Annotated in this window: 16 protein-coding genes and 4 pseudogenes; 7 read left to right on the top strand and 13 right to left on the bottom strand. The window is 67.5% G+C overall.

Going from position 1 to position 21,073, the window contains the following annotated elements; all coding sequences use genetic code 11:
- Nucleotides 1-128 precede the first annotated feature (128 nt).
- The gene (locus ACFWWR_RS33935) at nucleotides 129-1,058 is read right to left on the bottom strand and encodes a Ku protein (protein WP_383878467.1); all 930 of its coding nucleotides are present in this window, start codon (nucleotides 1,056-1,058) and stop codon (nucleotides 129-131) included.
- Between the two features lie 1,373 nt (nucleotides 1,059-2,431).
- Here ACFWWR_RS33935 and ACFWWR_RS33930 point away from each other — a divergent pair.
- Nucleotides 2,432-3,607, top strand: a complete 1,176-nt coding sequence (locus ACFWWR_RS33930; protein WP_384307305.1) for a glycosyltransferase — start codon at nucleotides 2,432-2,434, stop codon at nucleotides 3,605-3,607.
- A 52-nt stretch (nucleotides 3,608-3,659) separates the two neighbouring features.
- Here ACFWWR_RS33930 and ACFWWR_RS33925 read toward each other — a convergent pair whose 3' ends face one another.
- From ACFWWR_RS33925 to ACFWWR_RS33915, 3 genes are read right to left on the bottom strand one after another with little or no spacing between them, the layout of a single operon-like run.
- A complete protein-coding gene (locus tag ACFWWR_RS33925; protein WP_384307302.1) occupies nucleotides 3,660-3,872 on the bottom strand; it encodes a DegT/DnrJ/EryC1/StrS family aminotransferase in 213 nt (70 codons plus the stop codon).
- 47 nt (nucleotides 3,873-3,919) lie between these two features.
- On the bottom strand, nucleotides 3,920-4,822 hold the full coding sequence (locus tag ACFWWR_RS33920) for a DegT/DnrJ/EryC1/StrS family aminotransferase (RefSeq protein ID WP_384307299.1): 903 nt from the start codon (nucleotides 4,820-4,822) through the stop codon (nucleotides 3,920-3,922).
- A gap of 32 nt (nucleotides 4,823-4,854) precedes the next feature.
- A complete protein-coding gene (locus tag ACFWWR_RS33915; protein WP_384307297.1) occupies nucleotides 4,855-5,880 on the bottom strand; it encodes an ATP-grasp domain-containing protein in 1,026 nt (341 codons plus the stop codon).
- An 88-nt stretch (nucleotides 5,881-5,968) separates the two neighbouring features.
- Here ACFWWR_RS33915 and ACFWWR_RS33910 point away from each other — a divergent pair, with 88 nt between their 5' ends.
- The 3 genes from ACFWWR_RS33910 to ACFWWR_RS33900 all read left to right on the top strand — a co-directional run bounded on the left by ACFWWR_RS33910 (nucleotide 5,969) and on the right by ACFWWR_RS33900 (nucleotide 8,051).
- The gene (locus ACFWWR_RS33910) at nucleotides 5,969-6,508 is read left to right on the top strand and encodes a winged helix-turn-helix domain-containing protein (RefSeq protein WP_384307294.1); all 540 of its coding nucleotides are present in this window, start codon (nucleotides 5,969-5,971) and stop codon (nucleotides 6,506-6,508) included.
- Nucleotides 6,505-7,041: a transposase gene (locus tag ACFWWR_RS33905; protein WP_383878465.1), complete on the top strand. Its 537-nt coding sequence runs from the start codon at nucleotides 6,505-6,507 to the stop codon at nucleotides 7,039-7,041. Before ACFWWR_RS33910 ends, ACFWWR_RS33905 begins: the two co-directional genes overlap by 4 nt.
- Nucleotides 7,042-7,826: 785 nt before the next feature.
- Nucleotides 7,827-8,051, top strand: a complete 225-nt coding sequence (locus ACFWWR_RS33900) for a hypothetical protein (RefSeq protein ID WP_383878461.1) — start codon at nucleotides 7,827-7,829, stop codon at nucleotides 8,049-8,051.
- Between the two features lie 65 nt (nucleotides 8,052-8,116).
- Here the strand turns inward: ACFWWR_RS33900 and ACFWWR_RS33895 are convergent.
- Together ACFWWR_RS33895 and ACFWWR_RS33890 are read right to left on the bottom strand one after the other, a co-directional pair.
- A pseudogene (locus ACFWWR_RS33895) lies at nucleotides 8,117-8,284 on the bottom strand (IS5/IS1182 family transposase); the annotation flags it as partial.
- A gap of 146 nt (nucleotides 8,285-8,430) precedes the next feature.
- Nucleotides 8,431-8,994, bottom strand: a complete 564-nt coding sequence (locus ACFWWR_RS33890) for a GNAT family N-acetyltransferase (protein WP_383878463.1) — start codon at nucleotides 8,992-8,994, stop codon at nucleotides 8,431-8,433.
- An 821-nt stretch (nucleotides 8,995-9,815) separates the two neighbouring features.
- On the opposite strand from ACFWWR_RS33890, the pseudogene ACFWWR_RS33885 reads away from it, so the two are divergent.
- Nucleotides 9,816-10,824: pseudogene (locus ACFWWR_RS33885) on the top strand (transposase).
- 69 nt (nucleotides 10,825-10,893) lie between these two features.
- On the opposite strand, the pseudogene ACFWWR_RS33880 reads toward ACFWWR_RS33885, so the two are convergent.
- The 4 genes and pseudogenes from ACFWWR_RS33880 to ACFWWR_RS33865 form a co-directional block, all read right to left on the bottom strand.
- Nucleotides 10,894-11,663 (bottom strand): annotated as a pseudogene (locus ACFWWR_RS33880) (transposase family protein).
- A gap of 2,076 nt (nucleotides 11,664-13,739) precedes the next feature.
- Nucleotides 13,740-14,273 (bottom strand): hypothetical protein, encoded by a 534-nt coding sequence (locus ACFWWR_RS33875; RefSeq protein ID WP_383872262.1) that lies wholly within the window; start codon nucleotides 14,271-14,273, stop codon nucleotides 13,740-13,742.
- Nucleotides 14,274-14,331: 58 nt separating this feature from the next.
- Nucleotides 14,332-14,844, bottom strand: coding sequence for a cutinase family protein (locus tag ACFWWR_RS33870; RefSeq protein ID WP_384307290.1), 513 nt, complete (start codon nucleotides 14,842-14,844; stop codon nucleotides 14,332-14,334).
- Between the two features lie 203 nt (nucleotides 14,845-15,047).
- The gene (locus ACFWWR_RS33865) at nucleotides 15,048-15,473 is read right to left on the bottom strand and encodes a peptidoglycan-binding protein (protein WP_383872257.1); all 426 of its coding nucleotides are present in this window, start codon (nucleotides 15,471-15,473) and stop codon (nucleotides 15,048-15,050) included.
- Between the two features lie 286 nt (nucleotides 15,474-15,759).
- Between ACFWWR_RS33865 and ACFWWR_RS33860 the strand changes: the two are divergent.
- Nucleotides 15,760-16,763, top strand: a pseudogene (locus tag ACFWWR_RS33860) (IS5 family transposase).
- A 20-nt stretch (nucleotides 16,764-16,783) separates the two neighbouring features.
- On the opposite strand, the gene ACFWWR_RS33855 reads toward ACFWWR_RS33860, so the two are convergent.
- The 3 genes from ACFWWR_RS33855 to ACFWWR_RS33845 all read right to left on the bottom strand — a co-directional run bounded on the left by ACFWWR_RS33855 (nucleotide 16,784) and on the right by ACFWWR_RS33845 (nucleotide 19,443).
- Nucleotides 16,784-17,326, bottom strand: a complete 543-nt coding sequence (locus ACFWWR_RS33855) for a hypothetical protein (RefSeq protein ID WP_383872254.1) — start codon at nucleotides 17,324-17,326, stop codon at nucleotides 16,784-16,786.
- 150 nt (nucleotides 17,327-17,476) lie between these two features.
- Nucleotides 17,477-17,986 (bottom strand): hypothetical protein, encoded by a 510-nt coding sequence (locus ACFWWR_RS33850; RefSeq protein WP_383872252.1) that lies wholly within the window; start codon nucleotides 17,984-17,986, stop codon nucleotides 17,477-17,479.
- The gene (locus tag ACFWWR_RS33845) at nucleotides 17,983-19,443 is read right to left on the bottom strand and encodes a hypothetical protein (RefSeq protein WP_383872249.1); all 1,461 of its coding nucleotides are present in this window, start codon (nucleotides 19,441-19,443) and stop codon (nucleotides 17,983-17,985) included. Before ACFWWR_RS33845 ends, ACFWWR_RS33850 begins: the two co-directional genes overlap by 4 nt.
- Before the next feature lie 680 nt (nucleotides 19,444-20,123).
- Between ACFWWR_RS33845 and ACFWWR_RS33840 the strand changes: the two genes are divergently transcribed.
- Nucleotides 20,124-21,059 carry a conjugal transfer protein gene (locus ACFWWR_RS33840; protein WP_383872247.1) on the top strand — a complete coding sequence of 312 codons (936 nt, stop codon included), beginning with the start codon at nucleotides 20,124-20,126 and terminating at the stop codon, nucleotides 21,057-21,059.
- Nucleotides 21,060-21,073 lie beyond the last annotated feature (14 nt).

Here is a 21,073-nt window from a genome sequence, read left to right as displayed (position 1 = left end):
GCCGCAACGAACCGCCGCAGCCGCGGCCGGTGACTTGTGCGGGCATGCCGGGCGCCGGTGTCCTTCTAGGCTGAGGATGCTCGGGGCTGCTGCGGGAGGTGTGCCATGCGGCGGTCACGCTCGCAGGTTCAGGCGCTGCGCGGCCGCTGTCCCGACGTTTTCTTCGCCGCCTTCTTCGTGGCGGTCTTCTTGGCCGGCTGTTTCTTCGCGGTCGTCTTCTTGGCTGTAGCCTTCTTTTTCGCTGGCAGCTCGTGCACCGCCGCGTCGGTCTCCTCGCCGCGGGAGGCCTTGGCCTGCTGCACGGACTCCGTCAGCGCGGCCATCAGGTCGAGGACCTTGCCCGGCTTCTCGGGCTCCGGCACGGCGGGAAGCTCACGGTCCTCCCGCTTCGCCTCGATGATCTTCGCCATGGCGTCGGTATAGGCGTCCTCGAACTCCGGCCCTTCGAGGTCCTCGCGGCTCATCGACTCCATCAGCGAGAGCGCACCCTTAATCTCCTCCTCGAAGACCTGCGTCGGCGGCGGCAGCAGTTCGGCAGGGTCGCGGATCTCGTCCGGCCAGCGCATCGCGTGCAGCACGATCACGTTGTCCCGCACTCGCAGCAGCCCCAGCCTCTCCCGGCCCGACCATGCATACTTCGCCACGGCCACCTTCGCCGACCGGCCCAGCGCCTGTACCAGCAGCTTGTAGGGCTTCGCCGCGACCTGCCCGTCCGGCGCGAGGTAGTAGCCCTCGCCGATCTGGATCGGGTCAATACTGTCGAGCGGCACGAACGCCTCGATCTCGATGGCCTTCGCGGTCGGCAGCGGCAGCTCCCGCAGCTCCGCATCCGAGATCGGGATGACCTGGGTCTTGGTCAGCTCGTAGCCCTTGCCGATTTCCGACTGGGCAACCTCCCGGTCCTCTAGCTCGCACACCTTGCGCGTGCGGACCCGGCCCATGTCCTCCAGGTGGTACTGATGGAAGCGGATCGAGTGGTCCTCAGTGGCCGACTGCACATGGACCGGCACCGTGACCAGGCCGAACGAAATGGCGCCGGACCAAATGGATCGGGGCATGGCAGACCTCCGCGGCAAGCCCCGAGCACCTTCTGTGGGATCTCAGACTGGCTGGCCAAATCTCACGACCGGTGGCCGCTTCGTGGCCGATCGGCCACGAAGCTGAGACTGGCTGGTCAGCCTGTTCACTCGTTGGAGTGAGTCCGTCATAAGGCCGACTCTCTATGGACAGTCTCTTGGTGCCGCGGCCTTTCTGCCACTGGGCCGTGCTGAGGGAACGCATGAGCCAGCCTGCCGTAACGCTCAGTGTTCGTCGTCGCGATGGCGAAGCTCTTGAGGAGCAGGCCTGGGGGCCACTTCGCTTGATCTGCTGCGCTCGGCTGCGCCGTGGCGGACGTTCCGATGGCACAGAGGACAGAGCACTACTCCGGCCGGGTGTTGCTTGACCCGGCTGAAGAATTGCTCGACAGCGGAGGGGCCGGTGTGCGGCGGAGGGTAGCCATGAGCACGGCGACGGCCCCAAGCAGCGCGCCCAGGCCCGCGCCTACCGCACCGAGCGTTCTGACGATCTCCCACGCTGTACTCTCCGCCGGGCGGCAGTCCGGGTCGCACACCCACGGACGGGCGCCGTCCGTCCGCGCGGCCGCGAGAGCGGCCAGGCTCAGCAGCAACAGGGTGATGCCGGACCAGAACATTCTTCGGGCGGCTGCTTCGTACCGTCGCGAGCGAGTGTCGACCATGCCAGTCACGGTCCCACCCCGGAGAACGGGTCAGCAATGGTGCGGATCAAAGAAGACTGGCCGACGCAGGAAATGGCCACGCTCCTGAGACACAAGCATGGCCATCAGCGTGAGAAAGGCCAGAGAGCCGCAGGCCACAGCGTCGGCATGTGACGAGCGTTCCGAGATCCCACACATCCGATCGAATGCTGGCGGTCAGACTAAGTCAGCCGATCTTGCGCGACGTGCAGGTAGCCGCGGTTGACGTGCAGTGCTCGAATCCCGGAAGGATCACAACCCGTCACCGTCCAGCATCCGCCACGCCGCGGCCGGGAACCCGTTGAACGCCATCTGGTTCTGCACGCGCGGGATTGCTGCACGCCCGCACCGCTCTGTACCAGCCGGCCCCTTCCTCGCCGTGCGGGTGTCCGCGTGGAGGCCAAAGTTCCCCGAACCGTCCCCCATCTTGTCGGTGAGCAACTGGGCGCATTCGGTGCCCCTCTTCACCAGGTTCGGGTTCGGCTTCGCCGGTCCCCGAGTAGCCGACGGACTCGTGCGTCGAGGCCATCGCGTACTCGTCACAGTCGACCGTCCCCACCGAAGCATCGGATGGGTGCACGCTCCAGGAGGAGCTGTTCGAAGGTGGACCGAGTCATCGGTTGCCCGGTCCGGCGGCCGGAGAAGAGCCATCGGGGCCCAAGTAGGCTGCGCCGGGTGAAGAGTGAACCCTGTCGCGTCAACAGTTTCCGCCTCATCGTCACGGGAGGAGGCACTGGCGGCCACACTTACCCGGCGCTCACTGCGATCCGCACGCTGCAGAATCGACTGGCGGCCGAGGGGAGGGCCCTGGAGGTGCTGTGGATCGGCACTGCCGATGGCCTGGAGGCGCGTGTCGCGCCCGCCGAAGGGATCGCGTTCGCCACCGTGGCCACGGGGAAGATCCGCCGCTCAAGCAACCCCCTCATGATGATGTCGGCGGCGAACATGCGGGACATGGCGCGGGTGCCGCTCGGCGTGGCCCAGGCAAGGAAGCTGGTCGCGGACTTCCGGCCGGACGTGGTACTGGCCACCGGCGGCTACGTCGCCGTCCCCGCGGGGCTGGCCGCGCGTATGTGCCGGCGGCCGCTGGTGCTGCATGAGCAGACGGTGCGCCTGGGTCTGGCTAACCGGAAGCTGGCGGGTTCGGCGACGCGGATTGCGGTGTCCTCCGAGTCGACGTTGCCCCTTTTGCCGGAGGCGGTACGGGGTGTTGCGGTCGTCACCGGCAACCCGATCCGGCCGGAGGTGCTGGCCGGGCACCCGGACAAGGCGGTGGGCGCGCTGGGCCTGCACGGCTTCGACCGGCGGCTGCCGACCGTGTACGTCACCGGCGGCGCGCAGGGCTCCCAGCAGATCAACGGCGTCGTGCGGGACGCTCTGCCCTGGCTGCTGGAACGGGCGAACGTGGTCCACCAGTGCGGCCCGGACAACGTCGAGGAGCTGCGGCAGTACGCGGCAGCCCTGCCGGCCGGGCTGGCTGGCCGGTACTACCTGGCTGGGTTCGTCGGCGCGGAGCTGCCCGACGTCCTCGCGCTCGCGGACGTCGTGGTGTCGAGGAGTGGGGCCGGGACCCTGGCCGAGCTCACCGCTCTCGGCAAGCCGGCCGTGTTCATCCCGCTCGCCTCCTCGGCGGGGAATGAGCAGGCGCACAACGCCCGCCACCTGGAAGGGGCCGGGGCCGCTGTCGCCCTGCTCGGTGACGTCACCGCGGATCACCTCCGAGACGCCATCGGCCCGCTTCTCACCGATCCCGCACTGCGGGAAACGATGGCGGAACGGGCCCGGGCTCACGGGAGGCCGGATGCGGCGGACCGGCTCGTAGACGTGCTCCTTTCCGCCGCCTCCGGCTGACTCGCCTGATATGCGCGGCGGCCGCCGATGCCCTGCGCCGTGCCCGCCTCGATCAGCACGGCACAGTCGTTGAACACATCGTCCCTCCGGCGGACTTGAGGACCTGTCCCAGGGCGGAGACCACGTGCTCGATGTGCTGCTCGGTGAGGTGCTGATGGAAGGGCAGGCTCAGGATCTCCTGGCCGGCCTGCTCGGTGGCGGGCAGCGTGCGCTTCCAGGCTGCGAACGCGGGCTGACTGTGGTTGGGCGGGTAGTGGACACCCACTCCAACACCCTGGGATCGCAGCCGTGCGAACACCGCATCCCGGTTCTTCACTCGGACCTGACCTGGCACAGGTGGGGCACGGAACGGTCGGGGTCGACATCGACGGGCGTCACGCCCTCCAGCGAGGAGAGCGCCGACCGGTAGGTGTGCCACAGGTCCCGGCGGGCACGCTCAGTGGCGCCGAAGCGGGCGAGCTGGGCCAGACCGACGGCCGCGTTGAGGTCGGAGAGCTGGTACCGAAGGCCGAAGGACTCCACACGGTAGGTGGTTGTGTTCGCACGCTCCGCCTGGGACTGGACGACGCCAAGGAGCCGGAGTCGACGGAGCGCATCGGCTTCTTCCGGCGTGCGGGGGATAACCATGCCGCCCTGGCCGCAGGTGAGGTTCTTGATCGGCCCGAAAGAAAAACAGGTCATGTCGCCGGTCGCGCCGACCCTGCGAGTGCCGCTGCGGGAGCCGAAAGCATGCGCGGCGTCCTCCACGATGACGATGTTCCGGGCAGTCAGCTCCTTGCGTGCATGGGAGAGGTCGATGGCTCGGCCGCCGAACAGGACCGGCATCACGGCGCGCGTGCGATCGGTGACGGCATCCATGACGAGCTGGTCGGTTACACATAGCGTGGCCGGGGCGACATCCACGAATGCCGGAGTGCCGCCGACGGCCAGGATTGCCTGAACGGTCGCACAGAACGTCATGGACGGAACGATCACCTCGTCACCGGGACCGACCCCTGCGACGATCAGAGCCAGGTGCAGGGCGGCCGTACCAGAGGCGACGGCCACAGCATCAGGAATGCCGAGGAAGTCAGCAACGCGACGTTCGAACTCCTCGGTGACAGCGCCGTGCCCGTACTGCCCGGACTCCGGCACCCGAGCCACCGCCTCAGCTTCTTCTCCGTACAGGTACGGGCTGGCGTTGCGCCGGGCGTCCGGTTTCGACGAGTTGGTCATGACTCCCCCATTCGTTGCGAAGATGGGCATGATCACTTCGCCCCCTTGATCGGCCGGACTATCGGCCGGATCAGTGCGCCAGCCGCATCCAGAGCCGAGGATGCGTCGGCAGGCGACGGCCCGGCGGCGACGAGCAGGCCGATCTTGTGGCCGGACTGGTCGTGCGGCCGTACGCGGTCACCCGGCTCGACATACAGCTCGACATCAGTGATCCCGGGGATGCTGCGCGCCTCGGCGACCCCTTCCCATGCGATCAGTTCGCCTTCCCATGCGATCAGTTCGCCTTCCACGGCGAGCGGTGAGCCGATCAGCTCCAGCGCCGCATGCGCGGCGCGCGTTGGCACCAGGTGGTCGCCGAACGGCTCACCGAGCGCGAGCGCGATGAGTGCACGCACGACGTCCACGCCGTAAGCGGCGGCGAGCAGTCGCGGGACGCCGTCACCGCCGAGACGCGTGTTGGCTTCGATGACACGCTCTTTGCCGTCTGCGCCGAGGACGGCGTCGAAGTTCGCTGGCCCGTTGACGATGCCCAGTGCGCGGCACAGCCGCTCGACGGTGGCCTCAAGCTGGTTGCGTGTCGCCAAGGGCAACTGGGTGGTGCGCAGCCGCCTGACGACGAAGCCCCCGTTGACGAACTCCTTGTCCTTGATGCAGGTCAGCACCGTCCTGCCGTCCCGCATGAAGACCTCGATGGCCAGCGGGCGGCCCTGGACGAACTCTTCGGCGATCACGGTCTGAGAGGCGGAGTAGGAGCGGGCGTAGGCGACGGCAGCCAGCAGGCCGTCAGGGCGGATGACCCGGCTGACGCCCTTGCTGCCCGAACCGTCCACAGGCTTGACCACGAGCGGGAAACGAAGCCCCGCCGACTTTGCGACCACCTCGTCCGGGTCGCACGAAGCGGTCCACCCGTATCCGGTGACGCCGCAGGACGCGGCGATCGCGTGGAAGGCGGCCTTGTCGCCAGCCGCGAGTGCGTCCTTGGGGTACACGTAGGCGGTGCCGTACCGCAGGCCCAAGGTGTGCCAACTGGCCAGCGCTGCATCGCTCGCGCCGCCCACGATCCCGGCGGGGCGCGCGTCGCCTACTGAGGTTTTCGGGTTGTCGTCGGGTGGTGACGGTTCATGATCCCTGCGGTATGCCAGTGGTATGCGTTATCCGGAGGGTGGGGCCCTGACCGCTGAGCGTCGGGCGTTTCGGGAGAAGATCCGGCTCCGGGCCGGTGAGAGGTTCGCGGCGGGTGAAAAGACCGCGGTGATCGCGAAGGATCTGCGGGTGAGTGTGCGGTCGGTGGAACGCTGGCGCCGTGCCTGGCGCGAGGGCGGCATGGAGGCCCTGCATTCTGAGGGCCCGGCCAACTCTCCGACCGTCACCGATGCCCAGTTCGCCGTGCTCGAGGAGGAACTCGGCAAGGGTCCGTCAGCGCACGGCTTCGACGATGAGCGTTGGACTCTGGCCCGGGTCCAGACGGTGATCCGCCGGCGTCTGAGGCTGAGCCTGTCGGTGGCGACGGTGTGGCGGCTGTTGAAACGGCACGGCTGGTCATGGCAGGCGCCCGCCCGCAGAGCACTTGAACGCGACGAGCATGCCGTCGAACTGTGGAAGAAGGAGGTGTGGCCGAGGGTAAAAGCCTCGCGGCGGCCCACGGGGCCTGGATCGTCTTCGAGGACGAGTCCGGATTCTCCATGACGCCGCCTCGCGCCCGCACCTGGGGCCGGCGCGGACACACCCCCGTCATCCGAGTGAGAGGCCGGTCCCGCCGCAGGACCTCGGTCGCTGCCCTGTGCTGCTACAAACCGGGCGTGAAAAGCCGTCTCATCCACCGGCCCCGCAACCACCTGCTCCTCAAAGGCGCACGCAAGAGCTTCTCCTGGCAGGACTACCGCGACCTGCTCGTCCGTGCACACATCCAGCTCAGCGGCCCGATCGTGGTGGTCTGGGACAATCTCAACACCCACCTGGCAGCCGGGCTGAAGCGGTACGAGGCCGAGCACGACTGGCTCAGCACCGTCCGCCTCCCGCCGTACGCACCCGACCTGAACCCCGTCGAGGCCGTCTGGTCACTGGTACGCCGGGCCATGGCCAACACCGCCTTCGGCACACCCGATGACCTCGACCGTGTCCTCCGCCAGGAGTTACGCAGGATCCAGCTCCGGCCACACCTGATCGACGGCTGCCTCACCGCCACCGGCCTGACCCTCGCACCACCGACCCCACCCTGAAAACCTCAGTAGTCGATCGGTGATGGTGGCGCCGTGAACGCGGTCTGTCGCGGAGCGGGTTGGGATCTTTAGGCTCTGCTCATGTCGAAGCCAGAAACGAAGTACCGACGGAATGCTGTGAGCTGAAGTAACGCGCTCCTGAGCAGACAGAGGTTCCTCGCTGAGTCGGGAGGAATCCCGGGGTGCTTCCCCCGTGCGGGCCTGCTGCGCTACACCGCCGACCCGAGCGGGCGGATGCGCCGCCTGGCCCTCGACGATCCGGAGTCGACACCGGCCGACGTCGCCCGCCTGGCCCGGGATCCCGAAGCCGAGGTGCGCCGCCGCGCGGCTGAGGACCCCGGCTGCCACCGGCCTACGCAGTGCGGCTGCTGAACGACCCGAAGGCTTACGTCCGCGGCACCTCGGTGCACAATCCGCGGCTGCCGGCCCGCGTCCTGGCCGGGCTGCTGCACGACCGCGACACGGCATGCGCAGCGGTCCAACCCGGCGATCCCGGTCCCCGTCCTGCACCGCATCCTGACCGCGGCCGCGACAGCCGTGGCAGCCCGGCGCTGAACACCGACACCCCGCACGGAGGCCGTGGCGGTCTGACTCTGAACTCCGGCACGCCTAGCCGGCCACCCCTACTCCAACTCCGCGAGCATCCGCCGTACCCGGTCGTACGTGCGCCGCCAGCGCACCTGCGGGGTTGGCCGCGACGTCGTTCGGCGGCCCCACCCGGGCGGCTGGAATCGGCCCCCACTTGAGCATCGACAGTTTTCTCAGACTCCAGCAGAGACCTTCCTATGGGTGGATTGGTCGGTGGTGCCATCAGCCCGATCATCGCCACGTCACTACTCGCCAAGTTCCACAGCTGGACGCCGATCGCCGTCTACATGGCGGCCGCCGGCGTAATCGCTCTAGCCGCTTGCGGATTCCTGCGGGAACACTCCGACCGCACGGGCACACAGCACGCCGCGGAGCTGCCGCCGACGGCCGCGTCTCCCGAGATCACCACCGCCAGGAGCTAAAGGCTCGCCCCGTAACAGATCTTCGAATGGGTGCGGGGAGGTCGATCACTGTCCTCCTCGCTCGCCTACCCGGCGAGAGCGAGGTTGCAGAGGCGGGCGATGCCTCTCATGGCGTCCTGGACACCGTCGCCCTTGAGGCGGCAGTCGCGAAGGATCTTCCAGGTCTCCATGCGGGCGAAGGCGTGCTCAACCCGAGCGCGGACCTGCTTGTGGCACTTGTTGTGCGCCTGTTCCGGCACAGCCGCTGATCGCCCAGTAAGGGGGGTAGTTGACGGTGACCAACAGTCCGGGGCGGACCCCGGGTTCACCCTGGTACGACTCCTCCGTCCACCTACCGGTGCCGGTGGGCATGGATGCAGAACGGCCGTTCGCACCGTGGTTACTGCTGCTCCCACTGCTCCTTGGTGATCTCGTACCGTACGCCTCCATACTCGGAGCCTTCGATCGTCTCCATGTCGGAGGGAACAGGGATGGTGTCCGCGAGCGTCATGTCGAGCTTCTCCATGATGTTGCGCGAACCGCGGTTCACGGACATCGTCTCAGCCCAGACTATGTGCACACCGAGCTCCGTGAACGCCTTGCCCAGCAAGGCCCGCGAGCCCTCGGTGGCATAACCCTTGCCCCAAGCCGCCTGCCGCAGCCGGTAACCGAGTTCGACTTCGTCCGGCGGGCCCTCCGGCTCGGGACGCAGGATGAACCAGCCGATGAACGCGCCGCCGTCCTTCTCATGGGCGGCGAATAGTCCGAGGTCGCCGCCCCACTTCTCGTAGCCGGCGAGGATGTTCGGCAGGTAGCGCTCGCGGACGAGCTCCGGCGCGGTCGGATTGCCGCCGGTCAGGTAGCGCATCACCGCCGGGTCGCTGTCCAGCTCGATCAGCAGGTCCGCGTCATCGGCAGTGAAGCGCCGCAGGGTCAGGCGCTCGGTCTCCAAGTAGGTGTCCACGAGTCGATCATGCCTAAGGCAAGTCGGGCAGCATAACGGTTTTCCTCGGCAACTCGGGGGAGTTGCCGTGATCTCGCAGGACGGAGAGACGGGTGCGGGCTGGTGGCGGCCCGTTCCCCGTTGCCCCGAAGGATTCGGTCGCTGTCCTCCGATGCCCCTCGCCTCCGCCGTGCCCGTCATGCTGACCGCCTCCGAGCGCCACCGACTGAAGAAGATGGCGCATGGCCACAAGACCCCCATCGGGCCCGGCAGCGGGCTGCCATCGTGCTGCTGGCGGCCCGAGGGCGTCCCGGCGCCCTAAATTGCCGTGCAGACGCGGATGCACGTGGACACGGTGCGCACCTGCGGGGCCGTTTCGCCGCTGGAGGCCTGCCTGCCCTGGCCGACCGCGAGCGGTCCGGCCGGCCGGCACGACGCCAACGTCCGATGGGGCCGCATCCGGCCGCCCGAGGACAGGACGGGCTGAACTCCGGGCCGACTCTCAGTCCGGCGTCTTCCAGGGCCTGGTATCCGCGGTGGGTTGCGGTGAGCTGGGCGTGCCAGTGTTTGGCGGTGTATGAGGACAGCCGGTGGCGGGGGGTGACCTGGGAGCGCAGGAGGTCGTTGAGGGCAGCGCCCAGGGACCCTCCGTGGCCTGTTGGCCCGGCCATCAGTCGTCACCTTCGGGGATGATCTCGCCTAACTTGATCTTTAACGTCCGGCGTCGAATGGCGCGTCGAACTTGATCCCTCGGTCCGGTAACTGCCTCACGCGGAAGCGGCCTTCGTCTGAACATGTGCTCCGACCAAGGAACACACACATTCAGAACGAAGGCCGTGAGGATGAGTCTGCTGCATCACGACGCCCGGTCTGACGCATTGACACAACTGTCATGCTTCCGGGGCGAGTTCTACTCCTGCCTGACCGCTCGTTCGGACGCGTTGTTCGAGCTGGCTGATGCCGTTCTGTGCGGCGACGGACCGGTGAGGTCGCTGGCGGAGCTGTCGCTGGTGGGTGAATACCGCCGCGGCCATGGAGGGCTCTACGCCGCGGTCGCCCGTGGACGCATCGATGCCGGCCGGCTGCGGCAGGCACTGGCCGAAGTGCCGCTGCCACGGGCTGTTGACGGCCGGCTGGTCCTGGCTGTCGACGTCACCTGCTGGCTGCGGCCCGACGCCCACACCTCACCGGAACGGATTCTGTGCCACACCTACGGCCGGGGAAAGGACCAGCACATCCCGGTCCCCGGCTGGCCCTACTCGATCATCTGCGCGCTCGAGCCGGGTCGGCACCCTCCCGATCGTCGAAGGGACAGTGATCCGCCTGGACATCGACCACCTGCCCAGCGGAGCAACACCCAAGCCGGTCTGGCTGTGGTGGTCCGGCACCGAGGCCATCCCGGCAGACGCCGACCGTCTCTGGCAGGCATACCTGCGGCGCTTCGACATCGAGCGCACCTTCCGCTTCTTCAAACAGACCCTCGGCTGGACCTCCCCGAAGATCCGGACCCCTGAGGCTGCCGACCGATGGACATGGCTGATCCTCTCCGCCTACACCCAGCTGCGGCTTGCCCGACCGCTGGCGGCCGACCTGCGTCGCCCCTGGGAGAGACCCACCCCGCCGGAAAGGCTCACCCCCGCCCGAGTCCGCCGCGACTTTCGGCACATCCGCCCCAAGGCCAGCTGCCCGGCCCAAGCACCGAAACGCACCCGCCCCGGCCCCGGACGACCACCAGGCAGAAAGAACACCCGGCCCACACCCCGCCACGACGTCCACACACCCCGCAAAACACCGGCGGCGAAACAGCGAACGAAGACGTCAACCACCCCACGACCGCGCCGCACAGGTTAAAGATCAAGCTAAAGCGTGTTGCAGAAGGCTGTGAATTTGCAGGTCAAAGCCCGACCGTGGCTGTTCTGGTCACGCGGTTAGGGCGAAGTTGTGCATGTGGGCGACGGCTTCGACCGCGTGGTGAAGGCCGTCGCCGTGCTGTCGGCAGTCGCGGAGGATCTTCTAGTTCTTCAGCCGGCCGATCGCGTGCTCGACCCGCGCATGGACCCGGCGATGCTCCGCGTTGTCGGCTTCTTCTCCGGCCAGCAGAGCCGGCCGGGTCGTTTGCGGTGCGGGACGACCAGGCCGGTGTTGATGTAGGCGCCGTCGCCGAGCACGGTGACGCCCTGGCACTGGTCCGACAGGCCGGAGTTGCGCCACACGTGGGCGTCGGCCTTGTTGCCCGGAGCGGGACGGGCGGTGGCCACGACCAGGCGCGAGTCGGCATCGATGATGACCTGCACGTTCGCGGAGAACCGGTAGTTGCGGCTCGAGGCGCCGATCTTGCGGTCACGGACCGGAATCAAGGTGCCGTCCACGATCAACAGCCGGTCCGCGGCATCATCGGGACGGGAGACCGACTCGAGGGCGAGGAAGCGCCGCAGCCGCTGGATGACCCTGCACACCGTGGCAGGCGAGACCCCGAACAGCGGCGCGAGCTGCCGCATGGTCAGGTTCGTCCGGTAGTAGATAGCCACCACCAGTACCCGGTCGGCAAGCGGCAGACACCACGGACGACCGATCCGCGGCCCGTCGCCACCCCGCTCCCGCACCGCTTTCAGCAAACGCTCGAATTGCTTCATCCGCAGACCCGTGAACGTCTCCACCCACAACGGATCAGCCCTCAACACCCCACGCATACAAGGGAAATGCCCGGATCACAGCCTTCTGCAACACGCTCTAGCTGGACGAACTTGGCCTTCACTTCGCCGAAGCCGGTCCCAATCCGGTACGTGCCGGGGGGGTGTCCAGAAGACCGCCGCGTCGACGTTGCGCAGGGCGATGAGCTTGTGCCCGTCAGCACGGAACCGATGGTGTCGCCCAGTGTGGCCAGCCTGCGCGGTGTTCTGCTGCGGTCCGGAGTGGCTTGGCTGTTCACCGCACCTCCTGCGGGCGCCGCGCTCATGGCCGCGGCCTGTGACGAGTGGGGAGCAGAGTCGGTGTCGACGGGCAGCAGCACCGCGACAGGTGTGCGGCACCTGTGGTTGGCCTTGAGCCGCCCGCGAGATCAGGTCGCCGAAGTCCTTCTGCGCTGCACTTCGACCGTGACCTGCAACAGGTGGGCGGTCGCCTCGGTGCAAGCGGACATGCTTGACGAGCAAGAAGAAGAACCGGATGGCCTTTGCGGCGGGACCTCCCACGTCCGGCTCGCAGGTCACGTGCAGCTTGTAGACGGACGCGGCTGTCACCGCGAGCGCGATCGGATCCTCGTCGTCGAGGAGCTTTGCCGCGAGGGACTCCTGGCACGGTGCGCACCGCTCGATGCACGCGCCCATCAGCCCGGACGCAGTCCGCATGTCCGGCGCGGTCTCCACTCCCCACCGGCTGGGGTCGGCCAGTTGGAGGTCCTTGTGGGACGGGCCGCTGCCGTGGTGGTGGAGGGTGCCGGCGTTGGCGGCGGCGTTACGCGGCACCCTGGCGGCGGCTCTTGTTTCTCGCCCGGCTCTTGCGGCCGTGGCTGCTGGTCATACGGCTCTCGCAATTCCCTCGCCCGGCCCCATGACCCGATGCGCGCGATGAAGAGCAGCATGCGGAAGGCTCAACGGCCATGCGGCCGCCGGAAGTTGACGTACCTCTCACACTGATGCTCACAGTCCGGACCCTCCTGGGGGGTCCGCGGGCACCTTTGCCGTGGTGCGACCTGGTCAAGGGCCAGGGTGCGGGCTTGGGCCGATGTGTCGGCCGCTGCCCGCACCCTACCGAATGGGGTTACTCCCATACTGGCGGGGGGCGTATTCCGACTGTGCAGTATTCCGGCGGCACGGCGTCCGCTTCATCAGAGGCCATCGGGTGGAGAGGGTTCTTCGTGTCTGCCTGCTTGTTGGCCTGATCTCGGGAAAGAGGCCGTCGTACAGCGAGTGACGGACGTGCCCTGGCTGAGTTCAGTCTGCCTTTGTGTAAGTCAACTGCTCACCGTCTACGCGCCGGAGTCTGCCGTCGGACAGCAGAGTGACGGTGCTGACACCACCTGGAGTGCAGGCTGACACCGGTTCAGCCACGGTCACCGCGGTCGGCCCGATGCGGAGAGGACCGTCACCCGTGGGCGCTGAGACCAACTCGGCTGTGAAGCCGCAGTGGTACGTGCCGCCGTCTTTGGTGGGGCCGTCCGCTGTGAGCAAGAGCACTGTGTCGCCGACCCCGCCTTGCTGGATGACTAGACGGCGGGTGTGGTGCCCCGTGGCGTTGTCGATGCTGCTGTCCCAGCTGCCGAGGTATTCCTGGGGGACCTCGTTGGCGGCCGGCGCCGAGGGCGTCTGCGGACTCGGCGCCGTCTGCGTGGACGGGCGCGGCTCGGAACTTGAGTCTGAGTTGTCGAGCCGTGAGATGCCGACATAGGCCCCGGCACCGACAAGTATGGCCAATAGCACTGCTCCGACGATCAGGAGGACCGGTGGGACACGTCGGGGCTTATGTGGACCGGTCGGTGACGGTTCAGGAGAAGCGTCACTGCTGGGTAGATCATTGGAAGGCCAGGATGCACCGCACACGCTGCAGTAGGGGGCTGGCCTGACCTCGTGACCGTTGGGGCAAGTGATCACTATGGGGGCGCCGCAAACTGTGCAGAACTCAGCCGCCGCCTTTTCCGGTGGCGGAGTATGTCCGTTCGTGCAATGAAGTCGCGCTTGGCCTGCCACCGCTGACCCCCGAATGATCTGATCTTTCTGACCCCAAGCCGCGTCATCCGATATAATATCGGGATTCCGCCGCAATAAGTGTCAGGCGACTCGCGTCCCCCAGTCCGAGTGGGGATTCATTTGGGCTTCCCGTGCCCGGTTGAATATCTGGAAGCGAAGAGTCTGATTATACTTCTCAACCCACCCTTTCATCAATGCCATGTCAACAATCCACCAGGTGAACATGATTCCAAAGAAGACGAAACCGACGAATATGAGGCTTCCGATGGCACCTAGAATGAAAAGGATCAAATAGATCCACCATAGCGGCTTCCCGGCGTACAGTCTGTGCAATCCGATAGGGAAGCCGATGACGCCCGCTGCATACCCTGTCAGCACGGTGAGCTTCCGGGAATCGTACTCTGCATAAAGAGCGTTCGAACTGATCTCTGCTTGGTTAGCACGCTCACGCCTCGGAGCGGCGGGGGTCACGGCCTCCGAATCTGAGACCGTTATCGAGTCGCGCGCGCCAATGGTGCCTTCCGGTCTAATCCGTCGTCCGCAAATGGCGCAGAAGGAATCTTCCTGCGCGGCCACCGCATCGCAATGCGGACACTTAACCGTCTCTGACATCATTCCATCACGCTCCTTGCGTGGAGGCCGAGCGTTGACACAGGAAGGTTCTCTCACCTCTTCAGCTCACACCGACGAGGAAGTCGGCAGCCCGCCTGGTTCCGCCCGTCTCCACATAGCGGAGATGTGGGCACCAAATTTCATCAAGCGCGCCCTGAGCGGCCTTCAGGCAGTTTGTTATGCTGAATCCGGAGAAATGGCAGATGGGATCAAATACAGTGCGATTTACGGTTGGAAGGTTGTACGAGACACACCAACTGGCGGCCCTACCCTCGACGGCGGGAGGGAAGTAAGGAGTGATCGCATGGTTTGGGTACAACTTCGGAATAACGCCAGTTCGGGCGTACTGGGGATCACCGAGCAGTGCGACACCGGCGATTCTATCGAGGACTCTAGTGCCTAGATTTTTGAGATAGAGGTGAATCACCCACGCTCCCTCCGAATATCCGACGAGAATAAATTGCTCGTCAGGACAGGCCCTGTACCTCTCTGTGAGCTGGTTATTCAGCGCTATGGCACCATTATTTACCTCCTCCTCTTGCTCCCTGCTGAACCGTGATCGCACGAGTCGCACCCAATCTGGAAACTCCGTCCTTGGGTATTCGATAGAAGAGAACTACTGTCCCGAAGCACGAAGCTAGCTTCCCGAGCATCATGAGCCCCCTTGGGCAGGGTCGCTCACTTCGCTTTTGGGACCTTGGGCTCAACCAGTGAGGATCGCACGCCGATCACTCATGGTGCGGCGTCGCGCCCTGGTACAGAGTTGTTCCGGGCCCGTCAGCAGAAGGGAGCGCCTGGCGCATTGGCCCAGAAGGAAAGGAATGACCAAGTCTGGGCCCCGATGCGGTCGTCGACGACGATGCCAGCACACCGCTGAAAGTCCATCGTCGCGGATTGCGTGACTCGGCCAAAGTCTCCGTCCTCGTCCAGGCCAGCGCCGATCGCCTGATTCAGGTAGCACTGGGCTTGTTGGACTGCTGCCCCGGATGACCCTAGGCGAAGGCTCGGTCGACTATCGGTGTAGTTGCATACGTCGTCCGGTCCCTGGGCTACGAGGGTTGTTGGACCATTCAACGTGTGTGCGGCCTGGGCTCTGGTCACTGTGGCGGTCGCAGAAGTGCCGTGCGATGCCGCTACAGCTGGCGCTCCTACGAGGGAAATTGGAAGAGCCAGGGCCGCTGCGGCGGTGAGTAAACGTCGCATCCTGATCACCTCCAGAGGGGGTGCCCTTTTCTCATCGTGCGCTTCCCTCACTCGGGTTGCATCTTGGGGAGGGAGGGCTGCCCCCCAGGTCACGAGCCGCAGCTTTACCTACTGTAGGTAGCGGCAGGCGGCTTCGTCCTCGATGATCCGGGCGTTCTCGCCGGCGCGGGTATCGAACCGGTCGGGCAGGTGCTCCACGAGCAGCGGGGCTAGGGCGCGTATCGAGTCATGATCAATTTGCGGGTTCCGGCCTCGCTCCGAGGTGTGATCCGGTAGATCGTCTTGCGTGACGCGAGTGCAACTGACGGACGAGCAGTGGGAGTTCATCGATCCGTACCTGCCAATCGGCGAGTATGGCCCGTACCCCGAGCGCCTGCGGCAGCAGTTCGAGGGAGTGATCTGGCGGTTCAAGACCGGCGCACAGTGGCGGGAGATGCCGCAGGAGTTCGGCGCCTGGTCGACCATCTCCAACCGCTTCCGGCAGTGGCGTGACGCCGGCGTATTCGAGAACCTCCTGGAGGGCCTGATTGCGGAAGCCGCGAAGCGGGGCGAGGTGGACCTGTCCCTGGTCAGCATCGACTCCACCACCGCGCGGTCCCACCACGACGCCGCTGGGATGCACCTGAGCACGGACGTGCTCACCGCCTTGGAGGACGCTGCCGCCGAGGAGGAGAAGGCCAGGTCAAAGGGGGCAGCCTCGAAGAACAAAACGGACGGGATGTCGAAGCGGAGCCCGAGCAGGAGGAGCGACGACGCATCCGGCGGCGCCGAAAGCTCCGGCTGAAGGCCGCCCTCCTGGGACGCTCGCGGGGTGGGCAGACCAGCAAGGTCCACCCCGCCGCCGACCGCAAGTGCCGCCCGCTTGCGTTCATCCTGACTGCGGGCCAGGCCGCGGACAGCCCGCAGTTCATCCCCGTGCTGAGGAAGATCCGGGTCCGTGGGCCCGTCGGCCGCCCCCGCACCCGGCCCGAAGCCGTCGCAGGGGACAAGGCCTATTCGTCCCGCGGCAACCGCGTCCACCTGCGCAGACGCGGCATCAATTCCGTCATTCCGGAGAAGCGGGACCAGGCCGCCAACCGGAAGAAGAAGGGCCCCAGGGGTGGCCGGCCCGTCAGCTACGACGCAGGCCTGTACAAGGAGCGGGACACCGTCGAGCGGCTGATCAACAAGCTCAAGGCCTGGCGAGGCGTCGTCACTCGGTATGACAAGACCCCGGAGAGCTACCTCGCCGGCCTCCAACTGCGCGCCTCGGTCATCTGGATCAAAGACCTGACCCGGACGCCCCGTTGATCACGCCCCCGCTACACAAACTAGCGCCGTCGTCCGCGTCCGCCCTTGTGCTTGCTGGGGCGTCTGCCCTTGGCCTTACCGCTGTGCGTGTCCGGTGCCTGCACCGGGCGCCCCTGCCAGTCGATGCTGTCGTCCTCCGACAGGCTCGCCGCATACGAGAGCGCATGCTGGACCAGCGCCGACAGCAGGCGCTTGGACTCCGCCGAAGGAAGCTCGCTCTGCCAGGGGCAGACCGAGTACCAGCCCTGGCCCGGATCCGTCAGGGGCGGACAGGGCCCTGCGGGCTCCAGAGGCTCGGTCGGCGCCTCGGGAAGACGCACCAACAGCATGCCCATACCCCAGGCGACGACCGCGGCGATGCCCTTGGCTCCAAGCACCGGTGTCCCGAAGGTCGCCAGGACGGGCCAGCGGGGAGCAAGGTCCTCAAGTCTCTCGACCAGATCGGGGTGGGTATGCAGCTCCCACCCCTCGTAAGCATAGGCACCGTGCACCTGCGCAACACCCTGCTCCCGCAACAGCTCGAGCAGCGCCGTGTTCTGAGGCAGGTTCGGCAGCAGCGTCATGCCCGGACATGCTACGCGCCGTTCAGCAGCAGGGGCAGTGGCGGCGCTCCTCTCCAGCACGCTTACCGGACCCGCACTGTTTGGCGGTCCTGGTGCGGCCCGATGTCAGAGCAGCTCCCGCCCTCCGCCTTCGCTCGAATCAACAGCGCCTCACACCGGGAACGCGGGCCACACCCCGCCACGAAGGTGATTCTGCAGATTGATCACGACTCGATACGCGCCCAAGGCGGCCGCCGGCAGCACGATGCTGAGGGGGACGCCGTGCATGAGCGCAAGGGCGGCCGCCACCAGGGTGAGTGCCGTGACGACGGTGGTGGCCGGCCGTATGGCCACTGTGACGAGGCGGATCCGGTGTGCCGGTCGTCGGGCCAGCCAGCGCAGGGCCAGGCGCTGGGGCCGAGTCGTGAGCGGGGTGAACACGGCGATCCGGTGCGGGTGTTCGGGCAGGCTGCCATCGGCCGGGACCGTCCAGTCGATCCACCCCCATCCCGTCCGTTCACGGATCAGGACAGGTTCGCAGCCGGCCGCACAATCGGAGCCGCAGCAGACGTGCCCGCCGCGCACGGCGCGGGACCGTTTCCTCTCCCAGCGCTGCGGCTGCTGCCCGAACGGGGTCAGCTGCTGAACGGTCCCGGCCGTCGGCGGCGCGTAGGTGGTCATGCGGTGCTTCCTTCCAGCAAGGTGGTGGATGCGGTGGCGCAGGTGGTGCAGCGGCCGTCGCCGTCGGGGCGGGCGCGCCGGGGAGTGGGTCCAGGGCAGGTTCGGCACAGCGGCCAGCCCAGGCAGGCCGGGCAGAGGTCTTCGCCGGGGGCAGTTCCGGGAATGCCGCAGCCAGCGCATTCGACGAGCGCCCGGTAGGTCAGGGCCTCGGTCACCGTGCGGGCCGCGGACGCTGTGGACGACCGCTCGGCCGACGGCCAGGCGGGCGACTCGTCCTCCACAGCGTCACCGCAGGGGTGAGGGCGATGCAGCGTGGCGGGCGGCGGGTAGGCCTGTGCGGCTCGCAGGCGGGCGGCGATGATCGCACCGACCGAGGTGCGCACCGGCTGCGGCAACGGCCGGTCGGTGATGACATGGCGCAGCTGCTCGCTGCTCCAGCCGGCCTCCAGCATCACCGTTGCCACACGGCCCTGATCGGTCAGCACCTTCCCGGTCAGCAGGAGTTCCGGACGGCTCGCTCCGATTTCAAGCAGCAGCTGGATCCCCGGGTGCATCTCATCCGTCGGAAGCGCGGCCGGCGGGGACGCTGGTGTGTCCGGCCGGTCCGTCCCTTCGGGCGTGCGCGCGACGTCGCTCCGGTCGCACGGAGGGAGGGGGTTGGTCTTCTGCTTGTTGGTCTTCTTAACGATGGTGTTCTTAGTGCCGGGATCAGCCAACACTGGCTTAGCCAATCCTGGATAACCCGACTCTGGTTGTGAGCTGGGGTTTTGCAGGGCGGGCAGGTCGGTGATGAAGTACAGGGCCTGGCCGAGCGTGCCGTCGGTGCTGCGGTCGCGCTCCCGCAGCAGGAATCCGTGCCTTTCCAGTTCCTCCAGGCCGGTGGTCACCGCGTCGACGCGTTCGCGGCCGTGTCGGGCCAGATTGGCGACGGTGATCTGCCAGCCGTCCCGATGGGTGCTGATGTAGCCGAACAGCCCCTTGGCCTTGAAGGAGATGCGGCTGTCGCGGAACAGCGCGTTGGCGATCTGCGTGAACTGGTCTCCCGCCATCACGCCGCGGCGGATCCCAACGCCGAACCCGGCGTCGCTGCTGGGCTCCCGGACGTCCTGTGTCGACGCCGGGTCGATGGGCGGAACATCCGGGGCGGCGGGACGGTCGGTGATGCTGTAGACGATCTCTCCGAGGGTGCCGTTCGGACGGCGCACACGATCGCGGACCAGGTAGCCGAACTCCTCCAGCTCGTTCAGCCCCGCCCGCACGGCGTCTCGCCCATCGGGGCCCAGGGCGACGAGGGCAGCGATAGTCACCAGCCACCCGTTCCGGTGCGTGCTGATGTAGCCGAAGAGGCCCTTCGCCCGGTACGAGATCCGGCTGTCGCGGAACAACCCGTTGGCGATCTGCGTGAACTGATCGGCGGCCATCACCCCACGGCGGACCACGGCTCCGAAGCCGCTCATCGTGCCGCCTTGGGCACAGGCCGCGTGCGGTGGCCACGGCAGCGCACCGTGCCCACCGGAGTGGGGCGGCCAGTGGGCGACGGACGGGAGGCGTACCTGCGTTCCATGCCGTCAGCTCATCTGCCGACCCCGACCAGGCTGACGGCCACAACCCCCGACCACCGGTCACGATCCGGCAACGCAGCCCTTCTAGCTGCCGTGGTCGGGCCGACCATGCCTGCCCAGCACGGTGCGCAGTGGGTGCGTACCTCGATTGCGCAGCCTCGGCTGGGCGTTGCGCAATCGGGCTGCGCAACCGAGCGAGGGTCGTGCGCAGTCGGGTTGCGTTCAGCGGTTGCGCAGTACGGCCGGGAGAGCCCGATGTCGTCTTGCGCACAGCCGGGTGCCCGGACGCGCAGCCGCCCTCGCGGGTCTGGTGGTGTCCTTCTGCGCACTCGGGCGCGGTGCGGCGAGCGGGTGTGTGCGCCGTCGCCGTCGGGGAGCTGGCGGGCACTGCGGTGAACACGGGCTGCCCCCCATTGGCCCGTGGTCGGGCCCGTGGTTGGGCCGACCATGACCCCGACCATGAGCTTCGTATCCCCATCGTGACCGTGGTCGGGGTCTCGTGGTTGGTGGTCGGGTCGGGGTCGGCGGGTTTTCTCAAGGTCAGCAAGTACACGTTCTGACCTGGGAGTTTGACCATGTCCCCTGGCAAGCAGGCCTCGGCGAGCGACGCCGCTCCCCCGATGGCCGCAGGTGTCGAGCTGGAGAAGATGAGGCGGCGCGTCCGCCTGTCGCGCTTGGCCCTGTTCACCGCGATCGCGGCCGGTCCCGTCGCCCTGGGCGTCGCGGTCATGTCCGGCCCGACCACCGTCGCGGCCGCCCCTTCGGACAAGCCGACCACCGTGCGCACCGTGGCGGCCACCGCCAGCCCGGCGGGCTATGCGCAGGTGTTCGTCGACGCGTGGTTGCGCAGCAGTGCCGACGACGTCGGCAGTGCGCAGGCGCGGCTTGCGCGGGCCCTCGCACCTGACGTCGATCTGCCGGATCCGGGCGCCAGTGCGCAGCCGAAGCCGGCATCGGTGACCGCCGTGCGTAGCGCGCAGCGCGACGCCGACGAGTGGGCCGTGACCGTGGCTGCGCAATACGCCGACGGACGCCTGCGCTACTTCGTCGTCCCGGTGACCGCCGACGCGAGCGGCGCCTCGGTCACCGTGACCGGCGCCCCCGGTGTAGTGGCCGGCCCGGCGCGCGCCGCGGTGGCCAAGTCGCCGTACGGCGTGAGCGTTCCGTCCGACGGCGATCTGTCCTTGGCCGTCGGCGAGTTCTTCGGCGCGTACCTGACGGGAGCCGGGGAGGTGGACCGCTACCTCGCACCCGGCGTGAAGCTGTCGCCGGTCTCCCCCACCGCCTACACCGCAGTCACCGTCCAGGAGGTGTGGGGCGCCGAGGAGGCCGCAGCTGCCGAGCAGGTGCCGCCCGACGGCACGAAGGTCCGCGTCCGCGTCCAGGTCGAAGCCCGCGATGGCGCCGGGCGCTGGCCGCTGGCGTACGACGTCGCTCTCGAGTCCCGCTCCGGCCGCTGGGAAGTCGCGGCACTGGAGTCCGGAACCGCCCGGGACGGGGGTGCCCGGTGATCGCGGTGCACGGC

The sequence above is a fragment of the Streptomyces sp. NPDC058678 genome, assembly GCF_042714835.1.
Lineage (GTDB): Bacteria > Actinomycetota > Actinomycetes > Streptomycetales > Streptomycetaceae > Streptomyces.
Note: the sequence above shows the minus strand (reverse complement) of the source record. Positions and strands in the feature narration are given on the sequence as shown.